We start from the raw sequence: 25,646 nt of genomic DNA on the forward strand, positions 1-25,646 counted from the left end.
AAGGAAAGGGGTACTTAGTAAGAAATATAGACAGTTTCAATGATGGGAGGAATACCAATGGCAACTAAAAAAACACATGCAGGACTGACGGTCGTCATCACCGGAACCTCGAGCGGAATCGGCAAAGGGGTAGCGCAGCAGTTGGCGGCAAAAGGGGCCAATGTTGTCCTGGCCGCGCGTCGCACGAAGGAAATAGAAGCACTGGCGGAGTCCTGTGGACCCAATGCAATTGCAGTGACAACTGACGTCAGCCGGGAAGAAGATGTTGCAAAACTGTTCGAGACGGTGATGGGTGTATTCAGCAGCATCGATGTATGGATCAATAACGCCGGCATTGGAACATATGGTTCTTTCACCGATACTCCGTTGAAGGATTTGAACCGGACGGTGGACATCAATTTTCTGGGTACCATTTATGGCAGCCATTATGCTTTAAATCAGTTCAAGAAACAGCGATATGGAACGCTGATCAATGTTTCTTCTTTCGCCAGCAAAACGCCGATGCCTTTTGGAGCTGCGTATACAGGCAGCAAATACGGTGTTTCAGGTCTAAGCAATGGCTTGCATCAGGAAATGCGGATGGATGGCTTTGAGGACATCCATGTCTGTTCGGTGGATCCATGGGTGACCGATACGCCTTGGGCCCAACATGCCGGCAACTACAGTGGCCATGAAATTATTGTGGGCCCGGCGGATGATCCGCAGAAAGTCGTCGATTCCATCATCGGATTAATCGATAACCCGCAAAAGACAGTGGAAATCGGCACTAAATCCAAAGGCATTGCAGCTGCAGGTTCTCTGTTGCCGAAAACGACAAAAGGGCTGACCGGACGCTCTCTCTTAAAAATGATTCAGGATGCACCGCCTGCACCGCCAACTTCGGGGAGCCTATATAATTCAGGTCCTGAAGGGACTAGTATATCCGGGAATTTGCGTGAGCGATTGAAAGAACAAAAATGACTGAATGTGAAATGAGGAGGAATAGGCAATGGCAAAAAAGAGATCCCATGAAGGAATGACAGTCTTGATTACGGGTGCTTCCAGTGGATTCGGGAAAGGTGTGGCGAGAGAATTGGCGGCACAAGGCGCTAACCTCGTGCTTGCTGCGCGTCGGACCGGATTGCTTGAGAAACTGGCGGAGGAACTGGGTCCGAATGCGATTGCAGTAACCACAGATGTCAGCCAAGAAGAGCAAGTGGCGCATCTCTTTGAAACAGCCCTCGCCCACTTCGGCAAAATCGATGTCTGGATCAACAATGCCGGCGTTGGTGCCATCGGTCCTTTTACAGAAATTCCAGTCAAGGATTTGGTCCGGGTGGTTGATGTCAACGTCAAAGGAACCATTAACGGCAGCCATTTTGCACTGCGCCATTTCAAGGAAATGAAACGAGGCATCCTCATCAATGTTGGTTCGGTTACAAGTGAAATCGCTTTTCCCTATTACACAGGATACAGTGCCAGTAAGCACGCAGTATTGGGGCTCAGCTCCGCGTTGAACGAAGAGGTCAAACTCGAAGGCTTTGACGATATACACGTCTGTACCGTGCTGCCGTGGGCAACCGATACGCCTTGGTTTGAGCACACTGGAAATTACACAGGGCATATGGCTGAGATGAAGCCGATGGACGATCCCAAACTTGTCATTGATGCGATCATCGAGTTGATTGATAAGCCGCAGGAAACGGTAGCGGTTGGCGCCAAATCGAAAGCGTCGGCTGTCTCCAGCCATATTCTCCCCGGCGCTACAGAAAAAATGAATGCCAAATTTGTTAAGAAAGTTATTGAAGATGCTCCTCCTGCCGGTCCAACCAATGGCAGCCTGTACATTCCGATGGAAAAGGGGTCCGAGGTGGAAGGCGGTATCCGTGAGCGGATGAAAAAGGAGTAAGCAAGATCATTTAAAATAAATTATGCGGTGATATAAACATAATGAGTGGGAAAGTCAGTCTCAGGAGGAGGCTGGCTTTTCCCAGTTTTAAAAAGAAATGCTTTTGATTTGATATATGGCTAAATCTCCTATCATTTACATTATTATTCCAGTATGCTTGAAGAGTGGTAACATTTAACTCCAAAGGTGGGAATAAATTTGTACAAAACAGAAGGCTATGAAAACTTAAATCCGTTTACTGCAATTTGGACGCGGCCTCGTGCCGCAGTGCGGAACGTTATGGAAGAAAAGTCTTCCGGCTTTATCTTCCTGCTGATTGTGATGGCAGGCTTTGCCGGAGGTCTGCTCAGCACGATGAGCTCTGAACAGGTATTTCCGGTCTTGGGAATTTTATTGGGAGCACTTTTATTGGGGCCGATCGGTGTTGCAGTAAGTACCGCCATCGGTGCTGCCATTTACTTGGTGGTCGGCAAGTTATTTAAAGGCGAAGCCACTTTTACAGGTATGTTTCGGGCAATTTTGACAGGTCAGATTCCGCAGATTTGGATTAGCCCACTTATCATTTTGTGGATGCTGTTGATGCCGGAAACCTATTTCCTGCAAGAAAATGAAATGCCTTTTACAGCCCCGGATCTGCTGTCATTACTTTTCATCATGATCTTAGCCGTTGTCTCCATCTGGACTTTCTTTATCCAGTGCAAGGCAGTGGGTGAAGCGCACAGGCTTTCTGCTTGGAAAGGTTTTTTTATCATCATTATCCCGACCGTGCTGTTCATTATTGCGATTTCGGCTATTGTTGCTGTAATTGTGATGGCGCTTGTATAGAAGTTAAAAAAACAAGGCAGCCTATCCGGCTGCCTTGTTTTTATTTATGGTTTATTCGTTTTATGGACAGTCCCATTTTCTTCGATATCCGCTACTTCCCGGCGGACAGTTTGATTGATGACTTGAACATCTTTGACTTTGCGTTTGCCGATGACGATTTCCTCACGTACCACTTTTTTCTTGCCGATATCCAGCCGTTCTTCAGAAAGCGGGATGTAGATCGCCTCGCCTTTTTCATAAGCCTGTTTCGGTGTCAGCACCTGGTCATCTTTTTCGGCATCTGTTTCCGCAGAAAGGGGGAGTCGGTCGATAACGATTTCCTCGCGTTCGACGGGAACTTGAACTTCTCTGTCCTCTTCCACCATTTTTTTCTGAACCTGCACTTCGCCTGTCTGGACCTTTTCCTTATTGATGCTCAGCTGTTCTTCGTGCAGTGCCAAGCGCTGTTCTTCAGCATCTTGGGCAAGCGAGTCGTTTTCCCGGCCAGGCGGCAAAGCAGCATCCGGTCGAGGGGCAGCCGCAGGTTCACTGTCTGTGTAGAGGAGGAGTTTGCCGTTCTCGACTTGGCGGAAATAATGATCCGTTTCTTCCGCTTCCAATCCCATTCGGTTAAAGGCATCTTTCGTGATGTCCTCGCCGGCTAAAAAGGCGATGACTTTGCCTTTGAAGTTATCCCGGTCCTGCGTGTCCACATGGACTCCAGTGTGTTCAATCAGCAAATTGATTTGTTCATCATGCTTTGATACGAGATATAATTCCTCTTCTTCATAACCCGCAGCCCTTAATTCGCCGACTTGAATCAGCACCTGTGCTTGCGCATCAAAAAGGCCGATAAGTTTGTTTCCTTTTTTCTCCATGCTCAATTCCTCCCAAGTCTATTGCACCAAAAACTTTGTTAAAGCTCATTTACCCGCAGTTGCGTACCGCATAAACCTGAACGGAAAAAAGCACATCCGGAAAACACTTTTCGGATGTGCTTTTGACTTTCTATTAAAATGAATTGCGGTCATCTTTTTTCGATTTTACCTGTTCGTCAATATCCGCTTCTTCCCGGCGGACAGTTTCATTGACCACTTCTGTGTCCTGAACTTTGCGTTTGCCGACAACAATTTCTTCACTGACGACGTCTTTTTTGCTCACTTCCACACGCTCTTCGGAAACCGGTATATGGATAGATTCGCCGTCATCGTAAGCGCCCTTGTCCGTTAAGCCGCCTGTTCCAGGGCTGACTTCCTCGTTCACTGGCCGGCGTTCGACGTAAACTTCTTCGCGTTCTACAGGGACTTCAATGGTCTGCTGCTCTTCAACAACGTGCTTGCCGACATTTACTTCACCTGTCTGTACGCGTTCCTTGTCGACGCTGAGGCGCTCTTCGTGGAGGCGCAGATGCTCTTCATCGCTCTGGCTGCCGGCAGCTGCTGTATTTGTGTTTACGGCTTCTGTCTGTGTGCCGGTGTATGGCTTATACGAATTGCCATAGTCGCTGTTAACATAGAGCACGAGCTTGCCGTTTTCTACTTGTTGATAATACTCATCGGCTTCGCTGCTTCCCAACCCCATTTGCGTGAAAGCGTCCCGGGTAGAATCCTCCCCTGAAATAAAGGATTTGAATTTGCCCATCATGTCATCATCTTCCTGTGTATTCAAATGAACATCTGTCTGGCCTTGAACCATGGACAGCTGATCGTCATGCTTGGCGATTACATACATATCCTCTTCTTTATAGCCTTGCGCTTTCAATTCGCTGATTTTATGCAAAACTTCCGCTTGTACATCATATGCCTGGATTAATGTTGTTCCTTTGTTTGTCATTGTCAATTCCTCCTAATAGTGATAAATCACCTGTAAAGTAAGGTAATGATAATCTACCCCGTTGTTTTTCAAAATAAACCCGATGAAAAAGAAAGGCTTGCTTTACTGAACAATATTTAATACAATTTAAAGCGTAATCATTACTATTTATAGAATTTGAAAGGAGAATATGCCATCATGGAAAAACTTGTTCCGGTAACAGTGCTGAGCGGATATCTTGGAGCCGGAAAAACGACTTTACTCAATCACCTATTGCATAATCGGGAGAATCTCAAAGTCGCGGTGATCGTCAATGACATGAGTGAAGTAAATATAGACGCAGCTTTGGTCAAACAAGGAGGCTTTTTGCAAACAGAAGAAAAGCTCGTGCAAATGCAGAATGGCTGCATCTGCTGCACCTTGAGGGAAGACCTGATGCTGGAAGTTGAGAAGCTGGTGAAACTGGGAGACATCGACTGCATCGTCATCGAATCATCGGGAATCAGTGAGCCTCTGCCGGTAGCGCAGACCTTTACATACCAGGACGAAGAAATCGGCGTCGACTTAACCAAAATATGCCGCTTGGACACGTTGGTCACCATAGTTGATGGCTATACTTTTTGGAAGGACTTTGCGTCAGGTGAGTCGCTGCTGGAAAGAAATCAGGAAGCTACTGCAGAAGATGTCCGTGAAATTTCAGATTTGCTGATTGACCAAATTGAATTTGCTGATGTTATCTTATTAAACAAAATGGATTTGGTTGCGCCGCATGAACAGAAGCGGCTGAAAGAGCTGCTTGCAGCTTTGAATCCAGACGCGCAGATCATCGAAACGGTGCATTCGAAAGTAGCTTTCGACCAGGTAGTAAATACCGGCTTATTCGACTTTGAAAAATCGAGCCAAAGCGCAGGCTGGATAAAGGAGTTGAACGAAGAGCACATTCCCGAATCCGAGGAATACGGAATTGCTTCATTTGTTTATCGGAGCCAGAAACCGTTTCATCCAGAACGGCTAATGGAATGGATTTTGGAATGGCCGGTGGAAGTTGTTCGTGCCAAAGGGTTTTTATGGCTGGCAACAAGAACGGAAGCAGCTGTCTTATTGTCGCAGGCTGGTCCATCGCTCGGCATTGAGCATGCGGGCGGATGGGATCTGGAAAATGGCGTTAAAATGACTGAGCTCGTGCTGATCGGCATCGATATGGACCAAACAGTCATTGCCCAAGAGTTGGATCGGTGTTTGTTGACAGATAAAGAAGCTGAACAGGATTGGACAACATTCCACGATCCGCTGCCAGCATTTCAATTACTTTCTTAAGGAGGGGAAAATGATGAGAGTCAATATCACATTGGCGTGTACAGAAACCGGCGACCGGAATTACAGCACAACGAAAAACAAGCGTACAAACCCGGAACGCATTGAATTAAAAAAATACAGTCCGCGTCTCAAAAAAGTTACGATTCACCGTGAGACGAAATAATTTTTTTGTGAAAATTAAATCGTAATAATTACAACTAGGAGGCAATAGAATGGCTAAAAAATCAAAAATTGCACGCCACAAAAAGCAGAAAGAGATGGTTGAACACTATGCGGAGCTGCGGCAAGAGCTTATAGAAAAAGGAGACTTTCAAGCATTGTCTGGTTTGCCGAAGGATTCATCCCCAGTCCGCTTGAACAATCGATGCGGTGTGACAGGGAGACCGCGCGGATTTATGCGCAAGTTTGGCATGTCTCGCATCGTTTTTCGTGAGCTGGCGCATAAAGGACAGATTCCAGGGGTTAAAAAAGCCAGCTGGTAAGCTCTTTTTTCGACTCAACTTTTCTCGAGAATTGAAAATTTCATTGTTTTATAAATATTATCTGACAGCAGGCTTTCGATTCTGCTGTTTTTCTATTGTGCTGAAAATGGCAATGAAGAGACTTAAAGATTTCGTTATTTTCCGTTTTAGCCAGTCTATTGATGCTATGATTAGGCTATATTTTACTTTTATATAATATAGAATGATCTTTTTACCAATAAGGTCACAGAAGGTGGAATTTACGATGGGAATTGATATTTTAAAGCGCAATAATGTACAGATTAAGGGGCAGGGTGAAAAAATCTTATTGTTTGGCCATGGATTTGGCTGCGACCAACAGGTTTGGAATAATACCGTCAAAGAATTTGAAACGGATTACCGAGTCATCACCTTTGATTATGTAGGTTCAGGAAACAGCGACAAGTCAGCTTATTCAAAAGAACGCTACAGCACGTTGGATGGCTATAAGCAGGATTTGCTGGAAATCTGCGATTCATTGGGACTTGAAGAAATAGTATTCGTCGGACATTCGGTCAGTGCCATGATCGGTATGCTGGCCTCGATTGAGCGCCCTGAACTGATGGGCAAAATGATTATGATCGGACCGTCTCCATATTACATGAACGTTCCTGGATACAATGGCGGATTTGAACGGACAGATATTGATGAATTGTTGGATATGATGGAAACCAATTACATGGAATGGGCAAAATACCTGGCGCCAGTTGTTATGCAAAATGACGGTCGCCCTGAGTTGGCTGAGGATTTTGAACAGATGCTTTGTTCAAATGATCCGCTGATTGCCCGCCAATTCGCTGAAGTGACGTTTACATCGGACCTTCGGGACAAGTTGGATAAAGTGACAGTGCCTACCCTGATCCTGCAGCCGAATTTTGATGCTATTGCGCCGCCGGAGGTTGGCCAGTATGTCCACGATCATATTGCTGGCAGCGAATTGATCGTGATGGAAGCCGTGGGCCATAATCCACATTTGAGTGATGCGGATGAAACGGTGGGATTGATCAAGGCATATTTGGCACAGTAGGGAGAGTGGGTACAGTGGAACAGCAACTCGACAGGGCGCCTTGCGGTTATCTGGTTCTGGACCAGGGATTACGGATAGTCGAAATGAATACAACCTTGCGGACCATGACAGGGACAGAAAATCCGCAGCATATGCATGATTTGTTGACAGCTGCTTCAAGGGTTTACTTCCATACCTATTTTATTCCTTCTATCATGATGTACGGAACGGTTAATGAAATGTTTTTAACCTTGAAAAGCAAAGCGGGACCAATGCCCGTACTGATGAACACGACAGAACGGGACGGATTTTATGAATGCGCGCTGATTCAAATGAGTGTCCGTGGAGAATATGAAAAAGAATTGCTGCTGGCCAAACGCAAAGCTGAAGACATCAACCGGGAGACGGCGGAAGCTTATGGGAAACTGCAGATTTTAATGGGAAAAGTAGAGTCCAAGCAATTGGAGTTGATGGACCTTAACCTGGAGTTGCAACACTTGGCAATCACGGACCAACTGACCGGCTTGAAAAACCGCAGATACTTGGAAGAACAGCTCAATAACCTTTTGCGGCAGGCAAGCAACGGCAGAAAAGTGGCAGTTTTGGTTTTGGATATTGATCATTTCAAGCAAGTCAACGATACCTATGGCCACCAGATGGGGGATGCCGTACTGCAGGAATTGGCCTGGCGCCTGGAAGCTGAAGTTGGAGCTGAGGATGTTGTGGCACGTCTCGGTGGTGAGGAGTTTGTCGTTATCATGCCCGATGCCGGAGCTGAGGAAGGGCAGGCCATGGGCAATGCGCTGTGCAGCCGTTTGGCCTCCGCTGACTGGCAGCACATACCTGTCACAGTCAGTATCGGTGTTGCAGCTTATGTACCTGGGGATAAAGTGGAAAGTCTGCTGTCTCGGGCTGATGGTTTTCTTTACAAAGCTAAAGCCAGCGGCAGGAATTGTGTTGTCGGAAATTAAATGAAGAACGATACTGAACATCCGCCTTTGAGGCGGGTGTATTTTTATGCAGGAAAATCGGGAAATAAACCCATTACATTCCTTGATTCAAGAGCTATAATAAGCATATGAAAAATATCTTTATCTTTGGAGGTTGCGATGGAAAAAGATAATCAGTTGCTGGGGGAACGTGTGCTGGCGGATAAAGAATTAATCGCTCAATTAATCCATGAGGAAGCGGTCAAGGATGTACCGGCGGAGCAGCTCCAAATGCATGAAACTTTTATCGGCATCGTCAATAAGGTGCGAACTGATTTTGTGGAATTGATTGGGGAATCGATCATCAATAGCTGTGATATGCAAAAAGTTTATATCAATATTCAAGAATGGGGAGAAGCAACGGGAAACTTTTTTCTTGAAAACGAACAGTCGCTCGAAGACGCGTTAGCGGAAACCTCGCTCTACCGCAAACATATCGGGACGGTGATCAAGACGGAAGCGATACAGAAGAAGATGGAGCTTCAAAGTCTTTTTGATGCTATGGAGCTTTTTCATTCCTTATTGGATTATGCGGCCTATTCGTATACACAGGCTTACACGGAATCTTATAGGCGGAGATTGAAAGCGTCGAGAAAGGAATTTTTGGAACTCTCAGCTCCTGTAGTACCTGTCAGTGACCAAATCGCCATTTTGCCGTTAGTTGGCAGCATTGAAATTGACCGCGCCCGTTATATTTTAGAGAAAACCCTGTTGTCTGCAAATCAGTTGAAAATCAAAGTGTTGATTGTAGATCTTTCTGGAGTGGTGCGGGTAGACTCGATGGTGGCAGAGCAAATCATTAAAATTATCCAGTCGCTGAAGCTCGTCGGTGTGCGTTCGGTACTGACAGGCATTCGGCCGGAAATCGCCCGAACGATGGCTGAAATTGGTGTCGATCTAGGGAATTTGGAAATCGGCGGCAGTTTGAAGCGTGTGCTGGACCAGATGAAAATCAGTTAAAAAAGAAAAATGCCGAAGGCCCTCAGGCCTCGGCATTTTTCTTTTAATAAATTAGTTGGTGACAGCCTCAGAATGAAGATCTGGCAGAGATTTGCGCAATGCTGAGGTTTCTTCCTCTGTCAAAGGGATCATCGGCAGACGAACGCCGCCCACTCTGATTCCGGTCAAGTTAAGTGCCGCTTTAACAGGAGTTGGATTTGGTGCAGCGAACAAAGCTTTCATTGTAGGCAATAATCGTCTGTGGATGGCCGCTGCTTTTTTGACGTCGCCTGTTTTGAAGCTGGTGACCATGTCCTGCATATCGTTGCCGATAATGTGTGCGGAGACCGACACGATGCCAGTGCCGCCGATGGACAGCATCGGCAAAGTCAGGCTGTCGTCGCCGCTGTAGACGGAAAATGAAGCTGGTGTTTTTTCGATGATTTCTGCAGCTGCGTCCAAGTCTCCACTCGCTTCTTTAACAGAAACGATGTTGTCGATCTTGGACAATCGAATGATGGTCTCTGGAGACAAATTGACGACACTGCGCCCTGGAATGTTGTACAGCATGACCGGCAGGGTTGTCGACTGGGCAATCGCCTCGAAATGCTGGAACATGCCCTCTTGCGATGGCTTGTTGTAATAAGGAGTGACCAGCATAATGCCGTCAACGCCCGCTTCTTCTGCCTGTCTCGTCAATGATATGGAAGCGCGTGTGTTGTTGGAGCCGGTCCCTGCAATTACCGGAATCCGTCCAGCGACTGTATTGACGGTGAACTGGAACAGCTCTGCTTTTTCGTCTGTCGATAATGTTGGCGATTCACCTGTTGTACCTGCGACGACAAGACCGTCTGAACCGTTTGCTATTAAATGCTCTATCAGTTTCTGTGTTGCCGGAAAATCGATTTCTCCATGTTGATCGAACGGCGTCACCATTGCTGTAATTACTTGGCCGAAATTCATAAAAAACACACCCTTTTCTAATTTTTGTCGAAGCTTAGAGGTGAGGGGAAAGTCAGGAAGGAACAAAAAAGCAGCAACGAGGGGTCCCGTTGCTGCAGTAGAAACAATGTTTACCATTCGTTCCTGTGCATCAGATAGCCCTCCATATAGTTTCCTATATGACAGTCCTGCATTTATTGAATGCAGACCCAGCGAACAGAAATATGAGATTTCCGCCACTTCGGCAAATCCCCCTTTCGGCAAACGTCAATGGATCTCATCATCCTCGTTTTGCGTACTGATGGTTTTTGCGCCTCTATCCTACTCCTAAAAAAGCTGGAGCAAGAAATATTTAATTAGCTGTACTATAACAAATTTCTCTGTCAATTGCAAGATGAAGTACGTAAAATCTTAGGAGGGATGAGGTGATCCAAGATGGATGAAAGAGATTATGAACGTCTGCTGAGCATTGCGACAGCGGGAAATCAGCAGGGCTTTACGGATTCGCTGCACCACAACCGCTATGAACCGACACCTTATGAACTGCTTGACAAGCTGTTCCAACATTACAGCCTGTCGCCTGGAGACAGGCTGGTGGATGTCGGAAGCGGTAAAGGGCGCCTGAATTTTTATATCCACCACTTATTCGGTGTGGAAAGTGCCGGAATCGAGATGAACCCGGCATTTTACGCTGAGGCCATTGAAAATAAAAAACAGTACTTTAAAAAGCACAAAAGGGATGAACAGAGCATCCAATTTTATAATTGCCTGGCGCAAGACTACCCGGTAGCAGCAAGCGACAATAAGTTTTATTTCTTTAATCCGTTTTCTGTACAGCTGTTCATCACTTTCATTAATAGAGTTTTGCGCTCAGCCGAAACGGATCCGCGAACGGTGGAAGTGATCCTGTTTTTTGCTTCTCAAGATTACAGCGACTTTCTGGAAAACAGCACTGCCTTTCAATTGGTGGAAGAAATTCCGCTGCCGGATTTCGATAAGGATATACGTGAACGATTTTTAATTTATCGGCTGCCTAAAATGGATTAGAAACAAGCCGGTAATGGGTATGCTTAAACTAAAAAACAATTGTGAAACGAGGAACCCGTATGAAGTGGAAGGGCAGAGCAAGAAGCAGAAATGTAGAAGACCGGAGAGGGAAAGGCGGTGCAGTAGTTGCCGGCGGCGGCATCGGAGGCATCCTGATTGTGCTGCTGGTGGCATTTTTAGGCGGGGACCCCGGTGTGATCCTCAATCAAATGGGCGGATCGGCAGGAACCTCATCAAATCAGCCATATGAAGCGACTGCGGAAGAAGAGGAACTGGCTGAATTCGTCTCGGTCGTTTTGGCAGATACTGAGCAGGTCTGGACAGAGGTATTTGAGGAAGAGGGCATGGAATATGTCGAACCGACACTGGTGCTTTACAGCGGAAGCGTTGAGTCTGCATGCGGAACGGCCGGCGCATCCGTCGGACCATTTTATTGTCCGGGAGACTATAAACTATACATCGATCTAAGCTTTTATGATGAACTCCAGAACCAGTTCCAGGCGCCAGGGGATTTTGCCATGGCCTATGTTGTGGCGCATGAAGTGGGCCACCATGTCCAAAACCTGCTCGGCGTCATGGAAGAAGTACAGCCGCTGCGCAATCAATTGAGTGAAGAAGAATACAATAAAGTGCAGGTTCGCCTGGAACTGCAGGCAGATTATTTGTCTGGGGTCTGGGCGCATCACGCGCAGGGCATGGGCTACTTGGAGGAAGGAGACCTGGAAGAAGCGTTGACAGCGGCGAGTGCCGTTGGAGACGATACAATCCAGCAGCGTTCGCGCGGATATGTAGTGCCGGAAAGTTTTACCCATGGCAGTTCGGACCAGCGCAAGCGCTGGTTCTATAAAGGGTTCGAAGCCGGCAACTTAAAAGAAGGCGATACCTTCAATGCGACCGATTTGTGACTGTACTTCATTTTAGGGGCTGGAATTCGAAGGGCGCGGCATTGATATTTTGGCCGTTGTGATTCATTATAAAGAATAGACAGTCTTTTTATCTCGGATGAAAAGAAATCCAGCTCTATGAAGGAAGTACAACATGATGGATGAAAATATTACGCGCATAGAATACGGCGAAAAAGAATTGATCCTGATCGGTACGGCTCACGTTTCAAAACTTAGTGCAGAGCAGGTCAAAGCGGTCATTGAAGCGGAGCAGCCGGATTCGGTGTGCATCGAATTGGATGCGCAGCGCTATGAATCAGTGACACAGGGAAGCAAGTGGAAGGAAACCGATATTTTCAAGGTGATCAAGGAAAAGAAATCCAGTCTTCTGTTGATGAACTTGGCCATTTCCTCGTTCCAAAATCGTCTGGCCGACCAGTTCGGCATCAAGCCTGGACAGGAAATGATCCAAGGGATTGCATCAGCCAAAGAAAGCGGCGCAGAATTGGTGCTGGCCGACCGCAACATCCAAGTGACGTTTTCACGCATTTGGGGAAATATCGGCTTTATGGGCAAAGCACAGCTTTTGACTTCGGTATTCTTTAGCATCTTCAGCAAAGAAACAATTTCAGAAGAAGATTTGGAAAAAATGAAATCACAGGACACTTTGAACGCTGTCATGAATGACTTCACCCAGTCTTTCCCTAAACTAAAAACACCGCTTATTGATGAACGCGATCAGTATTTGGCGCAGAAAATCAAAGAAGCGCCGGGCAAGAAAATTGTCGCGGTTTTGGGTGCCGCCCACATTCCTGGCATTGTCAAAGAAGTCCATAACGAACACGACTTGGAAGAGTTATCGAAAGTGCCGCCTAAATCGAAATGGCCTAAAATTATTGGCTGGGCGATTCCATTGGCGCTGGTCGCAATGATCGCCATCACGTTTATGAACAACCCGGCTGCGGGCATTGACCAGACCATCAGTTGGGTCTTATGGACAGCATGTCTTGGTGCGATTGGCGCTGCAGCAGCATTTGGCCATCCACTGGCGATACTGACCGCTTTTGTCGGCGGACCGATAGGAGCCATGCATCCGCTGCTTGCAGCAGGCTGGTTTTCCGGCCTTGCACAAGCGTATGTACGCCGGCCGAATGTAGGAGATTTCCAGACCTTATCAAAAGACGTATTCACCCTCAAAGGATTTTGGGACAATAAAGTGACGCGTGTTCTGCTGGTGGTTGTATTGACCAACTTGGGAACTGCAGCAGGAAATGTTATTGGCGGCATAGATGTTATCCGCTTGTTTTTCCAAAATCTATAAGTAAGTGATAACCCGGACAGCAAACCCAGCTGTCCGGTTTTTTCGTTTATTGACGATGTTTTATTTTGAAAAAAGGGTATAGATAAGTGAAGATTTATACCATTAAGGAGGCGCTTTGTGGTGGGCTTATTTCTAATGGGAATTTTGCTCTGGTCTCTAGTCATTGCTGCAGCCATTCTGGCATTTATTGGCCTCTGGAAACGGTCATGGAAAGCGCTAGCCTGGAGTGGAGCCGCTGTGCTTCTGCCAACGCTGCTCATTTCTATGGATGGACAAGGAATTTGGTTCCGTTTAGCTATTCTCCTGCCGCTGCTGTTATTTGCCGCTGCTTTTCTGATGAAGCACCAAAAGACGCAAAGTTTGTAAAGCCGGATGGATATTCCATCCGGCTTTTCTGTGCCTCCTGCTGGCATTTCTTTTTACGAAGTTATACAATAGTTATACAAAAAATAAAGGGGACAGGCCTATGAACTATCTATTGGAGCGCAGCAAATTATTTATTTTCCTGATTTTGATCCTTTCAATTATTGGCGCTTACACATTTTTGACGCTGCCTCAGCGTGAAATCCCGGAAACCCCGTCGAGCCTGGTTTTAGTGTCGACAATTTTGCCGGGTGCGGGACCGGAAGAAGTGGAGACGTCCATAACCAATCCGCTGGAGCGTGAAATCCAGAGAGTGGCCGGAATCGCTTCAATGCAATCGATTTCCGCCAATTCCGCTTCCATCATTACGCTGGAAATCGAGGATGGCGAAAATCCGGATGAATTGATCAACAGCATTCAGCAGCAGGCGGGCAGCGCAGCTTCAGGATTTCCTGATACAGCCCAGGAGCCCACGGTTGAAAAGCTGGATCTGACGTTCCCGTTGGTATCGTATATGTTTTATGGGGACGCGGAAGAACTGGCTGATATGGAAAGCGCTTTATCCGATTTGTCAGAACAGGTAGAAGCGGTTTCGGGAGTTGCCGGAACGACAGTCAAAGGTTTGAATACGCAGCAAGTCCTAATCGAACTGGATAGCGATGAACTGGCAGCCAATAACCTTCAGCCATTCGAAGTGCTGGAATCGCTCCAGCAGGCCAACCAGCCGCTGTCGCTTGGAACCCATAACAACGGCAACGAACAAGTCAGCCTGACCGTCCAGCAAAGCGATGGCATCGAAAAGCTAGAACAGCTGCAGGTCGGAGGCGCTGCTGTGCCGCTGGCTGACATCGCGACTATTGAAACTGTCGATCAGGAAACTACAGATATTGTCACGTTCGAAGAGGAGCGCGCAATCTCCTACACGGTATTTTTGCAGACAGAACAGGACGTTCCTACGGTAGACGGCAATGTCTCGGAAGTGATTGAGGCATTTACGGAAACCTTGCCTTCTGGTGTGCAGGCAGAGAAATACGAATCACAGGCAGATAACGTCAACACAATTTTCAATAGTTTATACGTTTCATTGGCCATTGCGGTATTGGCAGTGTTGATCGTCACAACAGCTGGCTTAACTTTGTACGGGGCTTTTGCAGTTGCTTTGACCGTACTGGCTTCGGTGCTGATCGGCATGATTCCGATTCCGTTCATGGGTGTCGATTTGAATCAGATTTCGGTTATCGGGCTCATCATTGCCATCGGAATTCTGGTCGATGACAGCATCGTGGTCAACGACAATATTCAGCGGCGCTACAAGCTGGGTGACTCACCGCTTAACGGAGCCATCACCGGCGTCCGTGAAGTGTATCCATCGATTATTTCGTCCAGTTTGGCCATCGTCGTGACATTTTCGCCTTTGCTGCTGTTGTCCGGCGGAAACGGAGCCTTTATCAAAGCCTTGCCAAGCATTTTGATCACTACCATTTTGGCTTCTACTGTGCTGTCGATCACGCTGGTGCCAATGATGCAATATTTGAAAACAAAACGAAAAGCGAAGAAAATTTCAGATACTCCAGGTTTCTTGGGGAAACCCTTGGAGAAAATTGCCTTGTTTTATTCCAATAAAGTGCTGCGTGGCGTACTAAAGCGCCCGCTTCTGGTAGGACTCGGCGGCTTGTTGATATCGACAGGTCTGTTATCTCTCGCGCTCTTCACGCCGTTTGAGTTTTTCCCGGCAGCAGACCGGGAGGAAGTGACGATGGATGTCCGTCTTGCAGAAGGGACAACCATCGAAGAAACAGATGCATTCCTCGCCGATTTGACCGAACAGGTGGTATCCGAAGATGAGGATGTGGCTGAAATAGCCATCTTTACAGGTGAAGGCTTGCCGAACCTGTTCTCTGCTTCCATGGACAATACAGGGGGGAACACGGGTCAAGTGGCATTCCGGATCGATCGTGAAAATACGACCGCTGCAGACTTTATCAACAAATGGCAGCCGGATTTGCGCGAGCGATTCCCGGAAGCGGAAATTTTCCTGGAGACGATTGTGCAGGGGCCGCCTGTTGGCGCTCCTGTGACCGTAGCCATCAAAGGTGAAGACATCGAACAATTGGAATCGCTTCGTGACAGGCTGAAAGAACAGATGCTTGGAAATGGGGCGGAAATTGTTGCTGATAACCTGGGCGATCCGGTGCCTGCCATCGAATACGTACCAGATCAGGAGGCGTTGCAGGAAAATTCAATTGCGCTCAATACGGTGACCAATCAGCTGCAGCTCCTGACGCAAGGTGTACCGCTGTATACGATTTATGAGGGGCAGATGCCATACGACGTATCTTTGAAACAATCTGGCATTGCAGATGGCGAGCCGATTGATTTGTCTCAGTTTAACGTTCCTTCACTTTCTGAACAGGGGCCGCCGCAATTGATTCCGATGAATGAATTGCTGACGGAGGAAGAAACGACAAGGTTGGCACAGATTCCGCATCAACAAGGAAACCGTTCTATTACGCTCCGTGCATTCGGTGAAGTGGACGACTTTGAAAACAAGATGCTGGACGTAGTGGCTGCTGAGCGTGAGTCATTGCCGGAAGGCTATGAATTATCCACAGGCGGCGAAAATTCGGACCAGGAAGCGTTTTTTGCTGAAATTGGCGTGCTGTTCCTGGTAGTGCTGCTGCTGGTTTACCTGGTTATCGCCTTCCAATTTAAATCGTTCAGCCTGCCGTTCCTTGTGCTGATCGCTGTGTATCTCGGAATCTCGGGTGCGATTCTTGGCTTGTTCCTGACGCAGACGCCGCTAAGTTTCCTTGGTGTTATGGGAATTGTCTCCCTGACAGGGATTGTGGTGCGGAACGCCGTGGTTCTCATCGACTTTGTCGAAACACGGCGGTTGTCGGGCGGGTTTGATATCAATGAAGCCATCGTGGAATCAGGCTATGCCCGCATTAAGCCGATTCTTCTGACCTCAATCACGTCGATTATCGCACTAGTGCCAGTGGCATTGTCAGGAGATCCGTTGTTTGAACCGCTGGCGGTGACGATTATTGCAGGATTAACGTTCTCCAGCTTGTTCACATTGGTGATGATTCCGGCGCTGTACTTGGTGTTTTATCGCCTGAATCGGCGCAGAAATAGGGCAGCAATATAATGATCATGAACTGCACAGCCCATGGGCTGTGCAGTTTTTTATTCGAATCGGCGAATATTCGAAAAGCGAACGGGTAAGCAATAAAGTAAAGGTGACTGGAGGAGAGGGCAATGGAAGAAATCCAACAGAAGAAAACAAAAGCTGATATTGCTCAAGGCCCTTTCCTGGCAGTTTTAATGGCCGGTGTTTTTATTGCCATTCTTAACCAAACCTTATTGGCAACAGCTTTGCCTCATATCATGGATGATCTGAACATCACCGCTAACACGGCGCAGTGGCTGACTACGGTCTTTATGCTGGTAAACGGGGTCATGATCCCGATCACTGCTTTTTTAATCGGCAAATTTTCGACGCGCAATCTATTTTTTGTCGCAATGGGCTTGTTTGCAACAGGCACAATCATTTGCGCTTTTGCACCTGGTTTCTCAGTACTCATGGTCGGGCGAATTGTGCAGGCAGCAGGCGCGGGCATTATGATGCCGTTGACCCAGACGGTGCTGTTCATCATTTTTCCGGTGGAAAAACGCGGACAGGCGATGGGGTTGTTCGGACTGGTGATATCCTTCGCTCCCGCAATCGGGCCGACACTGTCAGGATGGATTGTCGGACAATACCCGTGGCGCGCCTTGTTTTATATCGTCATTCCGATTGCGCTGCTGGATCTCATACTGGCCTATTTTTTCCTGAAAAATGTCACAAAGCAAACTTTCCCTACACTGGATATTTTATCGATTGTTCTGTCGACAATGGGGTTCGGTGGAATTCTTTACGGCTTTTCAAGTGCTGGTTCTCTCGGTTGGGGAAGTCCTGCGGTTACGGTTTCGATCGTGGTCGGCATCGTTTCACTGCTGTTCTTTATCCGCCGCCAGTTCCGTCTGGACGAACCGATTTTGGAATTCAGGGTGTTTTCCTACGGTATCTTCACTTTATCAACGGTGCTGAGTGTCATCGTTTTTATTTCCATGATTGGCAGCGCAACGATCCTGCCAATTTATATGCAGAATATGCACGGCTTTACAGCGCTTGAATCAGGGCTGATGCTGCTGCCTGGAGCCATCATTATGGGATTGATGAATCCGATTACCGGCCGGATTTTTGATAAGGTCGGCGGCAAGTGGCTCGCGGTTGTTGGCTTGTCGATTGTCACGGTCTCGACTTTCCAGTTTACAGTGCTGACCGCCACGACTTCTTTTCTTTACTTGACTGTCATGCATGCCATCCGGATGTTTGGCGTGGCCATGGTGATGATGCCGGTGACGACGGCCGGGCTTAATCAGCTGCCTGAGCGGCTGATTCCACATGGTACAGCGATGAGCAATACAATGAGGCAAGTATCGGGATCGATCGGGACGGCGCTTTTAGTGACCATCATGACCAGTACCGCCCTTGATCCGGAACAGTACGGGGTTCAAGGATTGATCCGCGGCGTCAACATTTCGTTTATGGTAGTAGGTGTTTTAAGCGTTATTGGCGTAGTTTTGGCTTTTTTCCTAAGGAAAACCGGTCCGGAAAAGGAAGAAGCGAAACCAAAAGGCGAATAAAGCCTGATATAACAAGTTGTAGGACTTATGTATGCGTTATCATTTTGTCACACGATAGTCATTTACTTCTTTCTTTAGATTTGGTAAGATGTCTGACGACAGCAGAGTTAAACATGTTATTTGCTTAATTTTCTGATAAAAAATATATTGATGAGGTGAAGTTGTGAATTTATTGTGGGGCATCTTTGGCGTATTCGTTGTTCTTGGAATCGCCTTCCTATTATCAAGCGGCAAGAAGTCTATTAAGCCACGGACAATTCTCGGCGGATTAGCCATCCAAATCACGTTTGCATTTATGGTGTTGGAATGGGACTTGGGAAGACAAGCTTTATTGGGTCTCTCGAATTTGGTTCAAAATGTAATTAACTATGCGGGTGAAGGGATCGCTTTCGTATTCGGCCCAGCTGCTGATACGGAAGGTTTTGGTTTTGTCTTTGCTTTTCAAGTACTGACGATCATCATATTCTTCTCTTCTCTAATTTCAGTACTGTATTACCTGGGAATTATGCAGATTATCATCAAACTTCTCGGAGGCGCTTTATCAAAGCTTCTGGGAACCAGTAAAGCGGAATCGATTTCAGCAGCGGCGAATATTTTCGTCGGCCAAACGGAAGCGCCGCTTGTCGTGCGTCCATTTATCGCAGGGATGACCAAATCTGAATTATTCGCAGTTATGACAGGTGGACTCGCCTCAGTAGCTGGTTCCACTTTAGCGGGTTATGCACTTCTCGGCGTACCGCTTGAATACTTGTTGGCTGCAAGTTTCATGGCTGCACCGGCCGGTTTGATCATGGCTAAAATCATGATGCCGGAAACAGAGGAAGTCGAAGAAAAAGAATTCGTGATGGAAAAAGACCAAACTTCAGTCAACGTTGTGGATGCAGCGGCACGCGGTGCATCGGACGGCTTGCAGCTGGCGTTGAATGTCGGAGCAATGCTTCTGGCGTTTATTGCATTGATCGCCTTATTGAATGGTGTACTCGGCGGTCTTGGCGGTTGGTTTGGTTTTGATGGCTTAACAATCCAAAGCATTTTGGGTGTCATCTTCGCACCACTCGCCTGGGCGATTGGTGTGCCTTGGGCAGAAGCTGTTCAAGCCGGCAGTTTCATCGGACAAAAACTGGTGCTCAACGAATTTGTTGCGTACACGGCTTTTGCTCCGGAAATCGCCAACTTGTCGCCAAAGACAGTCATCGTTGTCAGCTTTGCCCTTTGTGGATTCGCTAACTTGAGCTCATTGGCAATTCTTCTAGGCGGTCTTGGTGCCATGGCACCAAGCCGTCGCCCGGATATTGCTCGCCTCGGCATTCGCGCCGTTGCGGCAGGCATGCTCGCTTCATTATTGAGCGCAGCTATTGCTGGGATGTTCGTCTAAACGTTATATTTATTGAGGGATCTGCAGCTGCTGCAGGTCCTTTTTTGGTTTTAGTGCTTTTCGCTTGCGGAAAGCGGGGCATTTTGGAGGTTTTATGTGGTTTGGATGTTCGGCGAAGCTAGTGGATGCGCCTTATGCACGCTTGATTTGAAATACGCACGTTTAGGGGTAGTTTATGCACGTTAAAAAAAGTTTTATGCACGGTTGAGAGCGACTTATGCACGCTCAATGAAAAATACGCACGTTCACGTTCAGCAAATCCGAAAACGCAAAAAACCTCGCACCTTAGTGGAGGTTTTACCGATTTATTCCCGCAAATGATACGAGCAAGTTTTTAAGTCGCCAACTTTCCTCAGATTCAACTGGCTCAACAATCTTGTGGCAACTGCCCTGGATTCAAATCCGCAAAACTCCCGCAGCTTCCGATTGGTGATCTCCGGCTCCACGAATGTGAAATATTCCTGAATGGCCAAAAGGTGCGCTGAGGTGTCGCGCGCACGGCATTTACTGCAGATCCAGCTGCGTTTGTCCCGCTGCATCGTATGAACCTTGCAATGCCGACAATAAACGCCGGGCTGTAAATCTTTAGGATCAATGAAATAGTAAGCGCATAAAGGGGCCTGTTTATAAGGGGATTTATTGGCCAAAATCATTTTTTTGATTTTAATCAGTTTGCGATTTTCGGCTTCGTGGGGGAAAGCCTGCAGTATCTTCAAGAGGTATTCAATCATTTGATAGGTTTTACAGATAGAAGCGCGCTGCGGTTTGGATGCGAATTCGCAATCTTTGGCAGTAAAGACGATCAGACCGGATACCGGCAAATTGATTTTTTTCATTTTGAAAAATTGTGTCAGAAAACGGATGTGCTTGTTCAGCTGGACTCTCGGGTCTTCCATGACAGTCTTTTCTCCAGCCGGATTAATGCGGAAAAATTCGCCCGTCTTATCATCGAAGTGGAGCTGGCCATGTATATTTTTGGACTCGATTATGACAGCGCAGCGCTCAGTGAGCAAAAGACCGTCCATTTGAACGGACCAAGTGCCGATTTTCAAGCTGATGTCCCACAGAATCTGGAACTCTTCCTCCAGATGGAATTCATTGAATTTTTTCTGCAGGCGGCTCTCGCCTCTTTTTCCAGCAACCGTCCAGTGGAGTTCCCGTTCAAGAAACGATCGTTGCGGATGATGTTCGCTAAGACGCGCGAGCAACAATTCCAATGCTTCCGTCCGGGGGAGTGGGTCTAGTTTTCTTCCTATATGAATCCCTCCTTTTTAAAATTAATAAAATTATAGCATTGTGTCTTTCTTTGCGGCTATTTTATTTTAAGGACTCATGCAAAAATTTGATTACCGGCTTTTCGCCTGCGAAAAGCGATCAGTTTTAGAACTGTTCAGGCATTTCCAGTCGTTCAGCAAGATTTGCGGTCGTTCAAAAAAATTTACGGTCGCTCGTCCGGATTTGCAGTCGCTTAAAACTTTTTCCAGTCGTTCGCTGGCCAATCCACCTCCTTATCAAGCATATCCCCTTGACAGCGTTATCTTTTTAGATTACACTCCTATCTTGGCTTACCTATTTCGATAGGCAGAGCGGGTAGGGAGAGGGCTAATTTAATAGAAGGTTATGACTATGTTTAATTGGATGGACCAATTTTTTGGTCTTCAGGAAAACGGCACGACGGTCAAACGTGAAATCACAGCGGGCTTGGTCGGCTTTTTTACGGTGGTCTACATTATCGCCGTCAATTCGCTGATCTTGTCGGAAGCGGGTATGCCGCTTGAAGCAGCGATAGTCGCAACTATTGCGGCGTCAGTGTTCGGCTGTTTGATCATGGGATTTTGGGGCAATGCCCCGATATTACTGGTTCCCGGTATGGGAATCAACGCCCTGTTCTCCTACACGATGGTCCAGTCGATGGGCTTATCCTGGCAGGAAGCGCTGGCAGTGGTCTTTGTTTCCGGAGTGATTTTTGTGGCGGTGGCATTTACGCGTTTTGCGAAAATATTGAGCGCAGCAGTACCGCATTCACTGAAGGAAGCTATCACGGTCGGATTGGGTTTATTCCTGATGCTGATCGGCCTTGAGAAAGGCGGCATTGTTGAGCGCGGAACGAGTTCGATTCTGGCACTCGGTTCGCTTGCGGAAGCGCAGGTATTGGCAACGGTTCTGACCTTCCTTATCGCGATTGTATTGTTTATCCGCAACGTGCCGGGAAATTTCCTTATCACGATTGTGGTTGGAACAGCCATCGCTTCGTTTTTCGGGTTGATTGATTTCGGCAGCGTGAACGAGTCATCCATCGATGCGGCAGAAGCATTTGCGGTATTTGGAGCATTGTCTTTTGGCAATATCCTGTCCATGACGTTTTGGGTCGCAGTCTTTTCACTGACGATGGTGCTGGTATTTGAAAACATCGGGCTTGTCCACGGACAAGTGGCGTTTATCGAACGTCCCGAGAAATTCGGACGTGCTTTCCAGGCAACTTCCGTATCTGCGATGACTTCCGGCGTTTTTGGAACGAGTCCCACAGTGGCGACAGTCGAAAGCGCGGCGGGTATGACAGCAGGCGGACGGACCGGTTTGACGACCATTACAGCCGGACTATTGTTTTTGGTTGCATCGTTCTTCATACCGGTGATCAAACTGATTCCGGACAGCGCGATTGCGCCGATCTTGATTATCATCGGTGGTTTGATGCTGCAGAATATCAAAAACCTTGATATGAAGGACATGACTGAAAGCTTCCCGGCCTTGCTGATTGTGGCGTTGATACCTTTTACGTACAGCATTGCGGACGGCATCGCCATCGGATTCATCTTGTATCCGATTTTGAAGATCGCTACCGGCAGATCGCGTGAAGTTTCACCGATTTTGTATGTAATCGCAGGTTTGTTCCTGGCGAATTTCGTATTTCATTATTTAGGCTAGAGCCGATAAAGAGAAACGCACTTGCTGAGGCAAGTGCGTTTTTTTCTATGGCAGTGTACAATAAAGGCAAGAAGATCCAAAAGGAGCGGATAAAGATGAAATACACCAAATCCAAAATGGAACAGTTGGTCAGCGATCATCCGGAACTGAAAAAACGGCTGAAAGTCCTGATGAAAGAAATGGAGCTCGAAAAAGGCTTTGCCTTAAAAGCGCTCTACCATTCAGAAGTGACCGACAACGGACCTTATCAGAAAGATTATCAGGATCTCGACTGGGAATAAAACCATAGAAAAACACCCTCCATTTGAAATTGAGGGTGTTTTTCTATGCGGTTAAAAATTTTGTTTATCAAGCCATTCCTTCCAGTAATTCACATCGCTTCCCAAGTACCAGCGGTTGCCTTCTACTTGTTCATAATCGACTCCACGTCCCCCGAGAATAAAATGCATTTCGGGGTTGGCTTTGGATAAAGCGTCGACATACTGATTGGCTATGGGCAGCATTTTACTCGAAGCAATAGACATGCACATCAACTTGAAATTTTGTTTGCTGACCATTTCCTCCAAGCCATCCAGAGGAGTGTCCGGGCCGATATAGACCACAGAAAAGCCGTTCTCCCGCAGGAATAAGGTGAACAGCAGCAAGCCTAGCTGATGCTGTTCACCACTTGGGCTGAGAGCTATGACTTTCGGTAATTTTGAAGAAACCGGGAAAACACGGAAAAACTGATTAAAGCGCTGCTGAACAATGTGAGTGATCATGTGTTCATGGGCAACGCTAATGACGCCATTTTCCCATGCCTCTCCGATGCGCACCATCAGCGGCGCGATGATATGGAAAAAGACTGTCTGGTGGTGGAATAGGGAAAAATGCAGATCCAACAAATAGTTGAAGCGCTCCGTATCCATCTCGGCTGCAGCCTGAAAAAGTTGATTGATTTGTTCATCGTATTCCATCGCCTCTATTGGAGGGTGTTCTTTATTCGGAACGATGAATTGCTTGCGTGAAGCATGAAGCTTTTTTACAGCTTCGCTGATTTTCATGCCGTTGTCTTGTACTTGTATTTTGAGCCATTTCAAATCTTCCAGATTTTGATCCGAATACAAGCGGTGTCCAGATTCCGTTCGGGCAGGGGTGATTGCGCTGTAGCGCGTTTCCCAGGAACGGATCGTCACTTTCGGCATATCTAAGATTTTGGCAGCTGCCTTAATATTATACATAGCATTACCTTCATTCTATAGATTTATGGTATTTGTTGTACAAATATTATACAACGTATAATCAAACCCGTAAAGCTGGATACAATATTCGACAAAAGGACAAGAAAGCGGGCTCTCCTGAGAGAGCCCGCTGGCTATACAGCCGTAGAAGCTTTTGCGGCACGCGAACGCTGCCAAGCCACTGTGATAAACATGGTTATCATCAACATGATGAGACCCAAAATGAAGGGGTATACAATATTGATATCGTAAAGAACACCTGCCAGCAAAGGGCCAATGACATTCCCGATACTCATGTAAGCATTGTTCATGCCCATTGCAAAGCCAACTTCACCATCAGCCATTTTTGAGATCAAAGTATTGAGGACAGGGCGCAAAATGGAAGTAGCCAGGAAAATCACCAGTGAAACGGCAAAGAACATAGCGTAGCTTCCGGCAAACAAGGACATCAGGAAGCCAAATGCTGCCACGCCCAAGAAGGCGATGAGAATGGTCACTTCTCCATAGCGGCGAACAATCCGGTCAACGATAAACAATTGGACGATAACACTGACGACACCTGTCGCGGTAATCATAAAGGCGATATCCTTCGCAGTAGAGTCAAACTGATTGTCTAAATACAGGCCGACCACCGATTCATATGCCAGCAAGCCAAAGCTCATGACGAGTGTAATGACCAATGGAATAAAGTACGGCATCTTGGTGGAACGGCCAATTTTGACAAGCATGGATTCTTCATCTGTTAGCTTGGCTGCCAATTTAGGATCGGCATCTGTGGCATCGTGTTCTTTCAGCCAGATGACAGAAAAGAGGACAGCTCCTAAGGATACGAGTGCCGACACAAGGAAAGGCAATTTCAATCCGTAATCAGCTAAAAATCCGCCGATTCCAGGTCCGACGACAATTCCGAGCGACATGGCGGCCGAAACCAGGCTGGTTCCTTTTGCACGCTGGTCAAAAGTCGTGATGTCCGCAATGTAGGCGAAGATAGCCGGGATCAGCATTGCGGCCCCCACTCCGCCAATAACACGTGATAAATACAAAACCCAAATGGAATCAGAAGCATAGAATACGAACATGGAGATGGTCAAACCGAGCAAGCCGTAAATGATCATCTTTCGTCGGCCGTGTTGATCGGCCCATTTGCCGGCAATTGGCGAGAAGACGAATTGGGCAGCAGCGAAAATGGCAATCATCAAACCGGCGGCCATCCCGCCCTGATTGATTGATTCCAAATAGGAAGGCAGAATTGGAATGACGATTCCGAAGCTGGCGATGGCGATGAACATATTGATCATCAAGATAAAAATTTTCTTTTTTTGGTCCGCAGACATAGCAGGTATCCTCTTTTCTTCTATATAGTATTCCGAATTTATTTTCTTCAGCTTTTCTATATTATTTGAGCAAAAACTTCCTGTCAACGGAACCGGCTTGATATATTTTCCAACTTTTAAGTATGTAAAAAGGAACGTCGATTTGCTGGAGAATAGAGGCCGAACAATGGCCAATTGGCGCGAATAAAAACCATTTCCAGAATGCAAGAAAAATGGTTTGGTCCTTGGAATATCTATACTACAATGTTGCAGAGATGTGAAAGGAATCGGATGAAACCGCCTATTCCA

Annotated in this window: 24 protein-coding genes and 1 riboswitch; of the genes, 18 read left to right on the plus strand and 6 right to left on the minus strand. The window is 46.9% G+C overall.

From position 1 onward, the window contains the following. Positions 1-57: 57 nt before the first annotated feature. The 3 genes from GJB59_RS07990 (at position 58) to GJB59_RS08000 (ending at position 2,713) form a co-directional block, all read left to right on the plus strand. Positions 58-960 (plus strand): SDR family NAD(P)-dependent oxidoreductase, encoded by a 903-nt coding sequence (locus GJB59_RS07990; RefSeq protein ID WP_142826737.1) that lies wholly within the window; start codon positions 58-60, stop codon positions 958-960. Between the two features lie 28 nt (positions 961-988). Next, a complete protein-coding gene (locus tag GJB59_RS07995; RefSeq protein ID WP_142826738.1) occupies positions 989-1,888 on the plus strand; it encodes an SDR family NAD(P)-dependent oxidoreductase in 900 nt (299 codons plus the stop codon). A gap of 198 nt (positions 1,889-2,086) precedes the next feature. Continuing rightward, positions 2,087-2,713: a YIP1 family protein gene (locus tag GJB59_RS08000; protein WP_142826739.1), complete on the plus strand. Its 627-nt coding sequence runs from the start codon at positions 2,087-2,089 to the stop codon at positions 2,711-2,713. A 44-nt stretch (positions 2,714-2,757) separates the two neighbouring features. Here the strand turns inward: GJB59_RS08000 and GJB59_RS08005 are convergent, their stop codons facing one another. Further along, a complete protein-coding gene (locus GJB59_RS08005) occupies positions 2,758-3,570 on the minus strand; it encodes a YsnF/AvaK domain-containing protein (RefSeq protein WP_142826740.1) in 813 nt (270 codons plus the stop codon). A 133-nt stretch (positions 3,571-3,703) separates the two neighbouring features. After that, the gene (locus GJB59_RS08010) at positions 3,704-4,525 is read right to left on the minus strand and encodes a YsnF/AvaK domain-containing protein (RefSeq protein WP_142826741.1); all 822 of its coding nucleotides are present in this window, start codon (positions 4,523-4,525) and stop codon (positions 3,704-3,706) included. Positions 4,526-4,702: 177 nt separating this feature from the next. Here GJB59_RS08010 and GJB59_RS08015 point away from each other — a divergent pair, with 177 nt between their 5' ends. The 6 genes from GJB59_RS08015 to GJB59_RS08040 all read left to right on the plus strand — a co-directional run bounded on the left by GJB59_RS08015 (position 4,703) and on the right by GJB59_RS08040 (position 9,276). Next, positions 4,703-5,821 (plus strand): GTP-binding protein, encoded by a 1,119-nt coding sequence (locus GJB59_RS08015; RefSeq protein ID WP_142826742.1) that lies wholly within the window; start codon positions 4,703-4,705, stop codon positions 5,819-5,821. A 13-nt stretch (positions 5,822-5,834) separates the two neighbouring features. Continuing rightward, positions 5,835-5,984 (plus strand): 50S ribosomal protein L33, encoded by a 150-nt coding sequence (gene rpmG, locus GJB59_RS08020; protein WP_142826743.1) that lies wholly within the window; start codon positions 5,835-5,837, stop codon positions 5,982-5,984. A gap of 49 nt (positions 5,985-6,033) precedes the next feature. After that, complete coding sequence (rpsN, locus tag GJB59_RS08025) at positions 6,034-6,303, plus strand: 30S ribosomal protein S14 (RefSeq protein ID WP_142826744.1); 270 nt, start codon at positions 6,034-6,036, stop codon at positions 6,301-6,303. A 244-nt stretch (positions 6,304-6,547) separates the two neighbouring features. Next, positions 6,548-7,348 (plus strand): alpha/beta fold hydrolase, encoded by an 801-nt coding sequence (locus GJB59_RS08030; RefSeq protein WP_142826745.1) that lies wholly within the window; start codon positions 6,548-6,550, stop codon positions 7,346-7,348. Positions 7,349-7,362: 14 nt separating this feature from the next. Further along, on the plus strand, positions 7,363-8,298 hold the full coding sequence (locus tag GJB59_RS08035) for a GGDEF domain-containing protein (protein ID WP_244946830.1): 936 nt from the start codon (positions 7,363-7,365) through the stop codon (positions 8,296-8,298). Positions 8,299-8,436: 138 nt separating this feature from the next. Beyond that, the gene (locus tag GJB59_RS08040; RefSeq protein WP_142826747.1) at positions 8,437-9,276 is read left to right on the plus strand and encodes an STAS domain-containing protein; all 840 of its coding nucleotides are present in this window, start codon (positions 8,437-8,439) and stop codon (positions 9,274-9,276) included. A gap of 51 nt (positions 9,277-9,327) precedes the next feature. Here the strand turns inward: GJB59_RS08040 and dapA are convergent, their stop codons facing one another. Beyond that, complete coding sequence (gene dapA / locus GJB59_RS08045) at positions 9,328-10,218, minus strand: 4-hydroxy-tetrahydrodipicolinate synthase (protein ID WP_142826748.1); 891 nt, start codon at positions 10,216-10,218, stop codon at positions 9,328-9,330. 127 nt (positions 10,219-10,345) lie between these two features. Next, a riboswitch (Lysine riboswitch) is annotated at positions 10,346-10,524 on the minus strand. 108 nt (positions 10,525-10,632) lie between these two features. Here dapA and GJB59_RS08050 point away from each other — a divergent pair. The 7 genes from GJB59_RS08050 to GJB59_RS08080 all read left to right on the plus strand — a co-directional run bounded on the left by GJB59_RS08050 (position 10,633) and on the right by GJB59_RS08080 (position 19,879). Continuing rightward, the gene (locus GJB59_RS08050) at positions 10,633-11,244 is read left to right on the plus strand and encodes a class I SAM-dependent methyltransferase (RefSeq protein WP_142826749.1); all 612 of its coding nucleotides are present in this window, start codon (positions 10,633-10,635) and stop codon (positions 11,242-11,244) included. Positions 11,245-11,303: 59 nt separating this feature from the next. After that, positions 11,304-12,149 carry a KPN_02809 family neutral zinc metallopeptidase gene (gene ypfJ, locus GJB59_RS08055; RefSeq protein WP_142826750.1) on the plus strand — a complete coding sequence of 282 codons (846 nt, stop codon included), beginning with the start codon at positions 11,304-11,306 and terminating at the stop codon, positions 12,147-12,149. A gap of 133 nt (positions 12,150-12,282) precedes the next feature. Next, on the plus strand, positions 12,283-13,449 hold the full coding sequence (locus GJB59_RS08060) for a TraB/GumN family protein (protein WP_142826751.1): 1,167 nt from the start codon (positions 12,283-12,285) through the stop codon (positions 13,447-13,449). Between the two features lie 117 nt (positions 13,450-13,566). After that, entirely contained in the window at positions 13,567-13,815 is a 249-nt protein-coding gene (locus tag GJB59_RS08065; RefSeq protein WP_244946831.1) for a hypothetical protein, read from the plus strand. Between the two features lie 100 nt (positions 13,816-13,915). Beyond that, a complete protein-coding gene (locus GJB59_RS08070; protein WP_142826752.1) occupies positions 13,916-16,963 on the plus strand; it encodes an efflux RND transporter permease subunit in 3,048 nt (1,015 codons plus the stop codon). 110 nt (positions 16,964-17,073) lie between these two features. Further along, positions 17,074-18,504, plus strand: coding sequence for a DHA2 family efflux MFS transporter permease subunit (locus GJB59_RS08075; protein ID WP_142826753.1), 1,431 nt, complete (start codon positions 17,074-17,076; stop codon positions 18,502-18,504). Positions 18,505-18,667: 163 nt separating this feature from the next. Then, positions 18,668-19,879 (plus strand): NupC/NupG family nucleoside CNT transporter, encoded by a 1,212-nt coding sequence (locus GJB59_RS08080; protein ID WP_142826754.1) that lies wholly within the window; start codon positions 18,668-18,670, stop codon positions 19,877-19,879. 305 nt (positions 19,880-20,184) lie between these two features. Here the strand turns inward: GJB59_RS08080 and GJB59_RS08085 are convergent, their stop codons facing one another. Beyond that, entirely contained in the window at positions 20,185-21,096 is a 912-nt protein-coding gene (locus GJB59_RS08085) for a nuclease-related domain-containing protein (RefSeq protein ID WP_236015526.1), read from the minus strand. A gap of 409 nt (positions 21,097-21,505) precedes the next feature. On the opposite strand from GJB59_RS08085, the gene GJB59_RS08090 reads away from it, so the two are divergent. After that, positions 21,506-22,804 carry an NCS2 family permease gene (locus GJB59_RS08090; protein ID WP_142826755.1) on the plus strand — a complete coding sequence of 433 codons (1,299 nt, stop codon included), beginning with the start codon at positions 21,506-21,508 and terminating at the stop codon, positions 22,802-22,804. Between the two features lie 95 nt (positions 22,805-22,899). Further along, entirely contained in the window at positions 22,900-23,085 is a 186-nt protein-coding gene (locus GJB59_RS08095) for a hypothetical protein (protein WP_142826756.1), read from the plus strand. Between the two features lie 51 nt (positions 23,086-23,136). Here the strand turns inward: GJB59_RS08095 and GJB59_RS08100 are convergent, their stop codons facing one another. Continuing rightward, a complete protein-coding gene (locus GJB59_RS08100; protein ID WP_142826757.1) occupies positions 23,137-24,024 on the minus strand; it encodes a MerR family transcriptional regulator in 888 nt (295 codons plus the stop codon). 134 nt (positions 24,025-24,158) lie between these two features. Further along, a complete protein-coding gene (locus tag GJB59_RS08105) occupies positions 24,159-25,358 on the minus strand; it encodes an MFS transporter (protein WP_142826758.1) in 1,200 nt (399 codons plus the stop codon). Positions 25,359-25,646 lie beyond the last annotated feature (288 nt).

It is taken from the genome of Planococcus soli (assembly GCF_016881065.1).
Lineage (GTDB): Bacteria > Bacillota > Bacilli > Bacillales_A > Planococcaceae > Planococcus > Planococcus soli.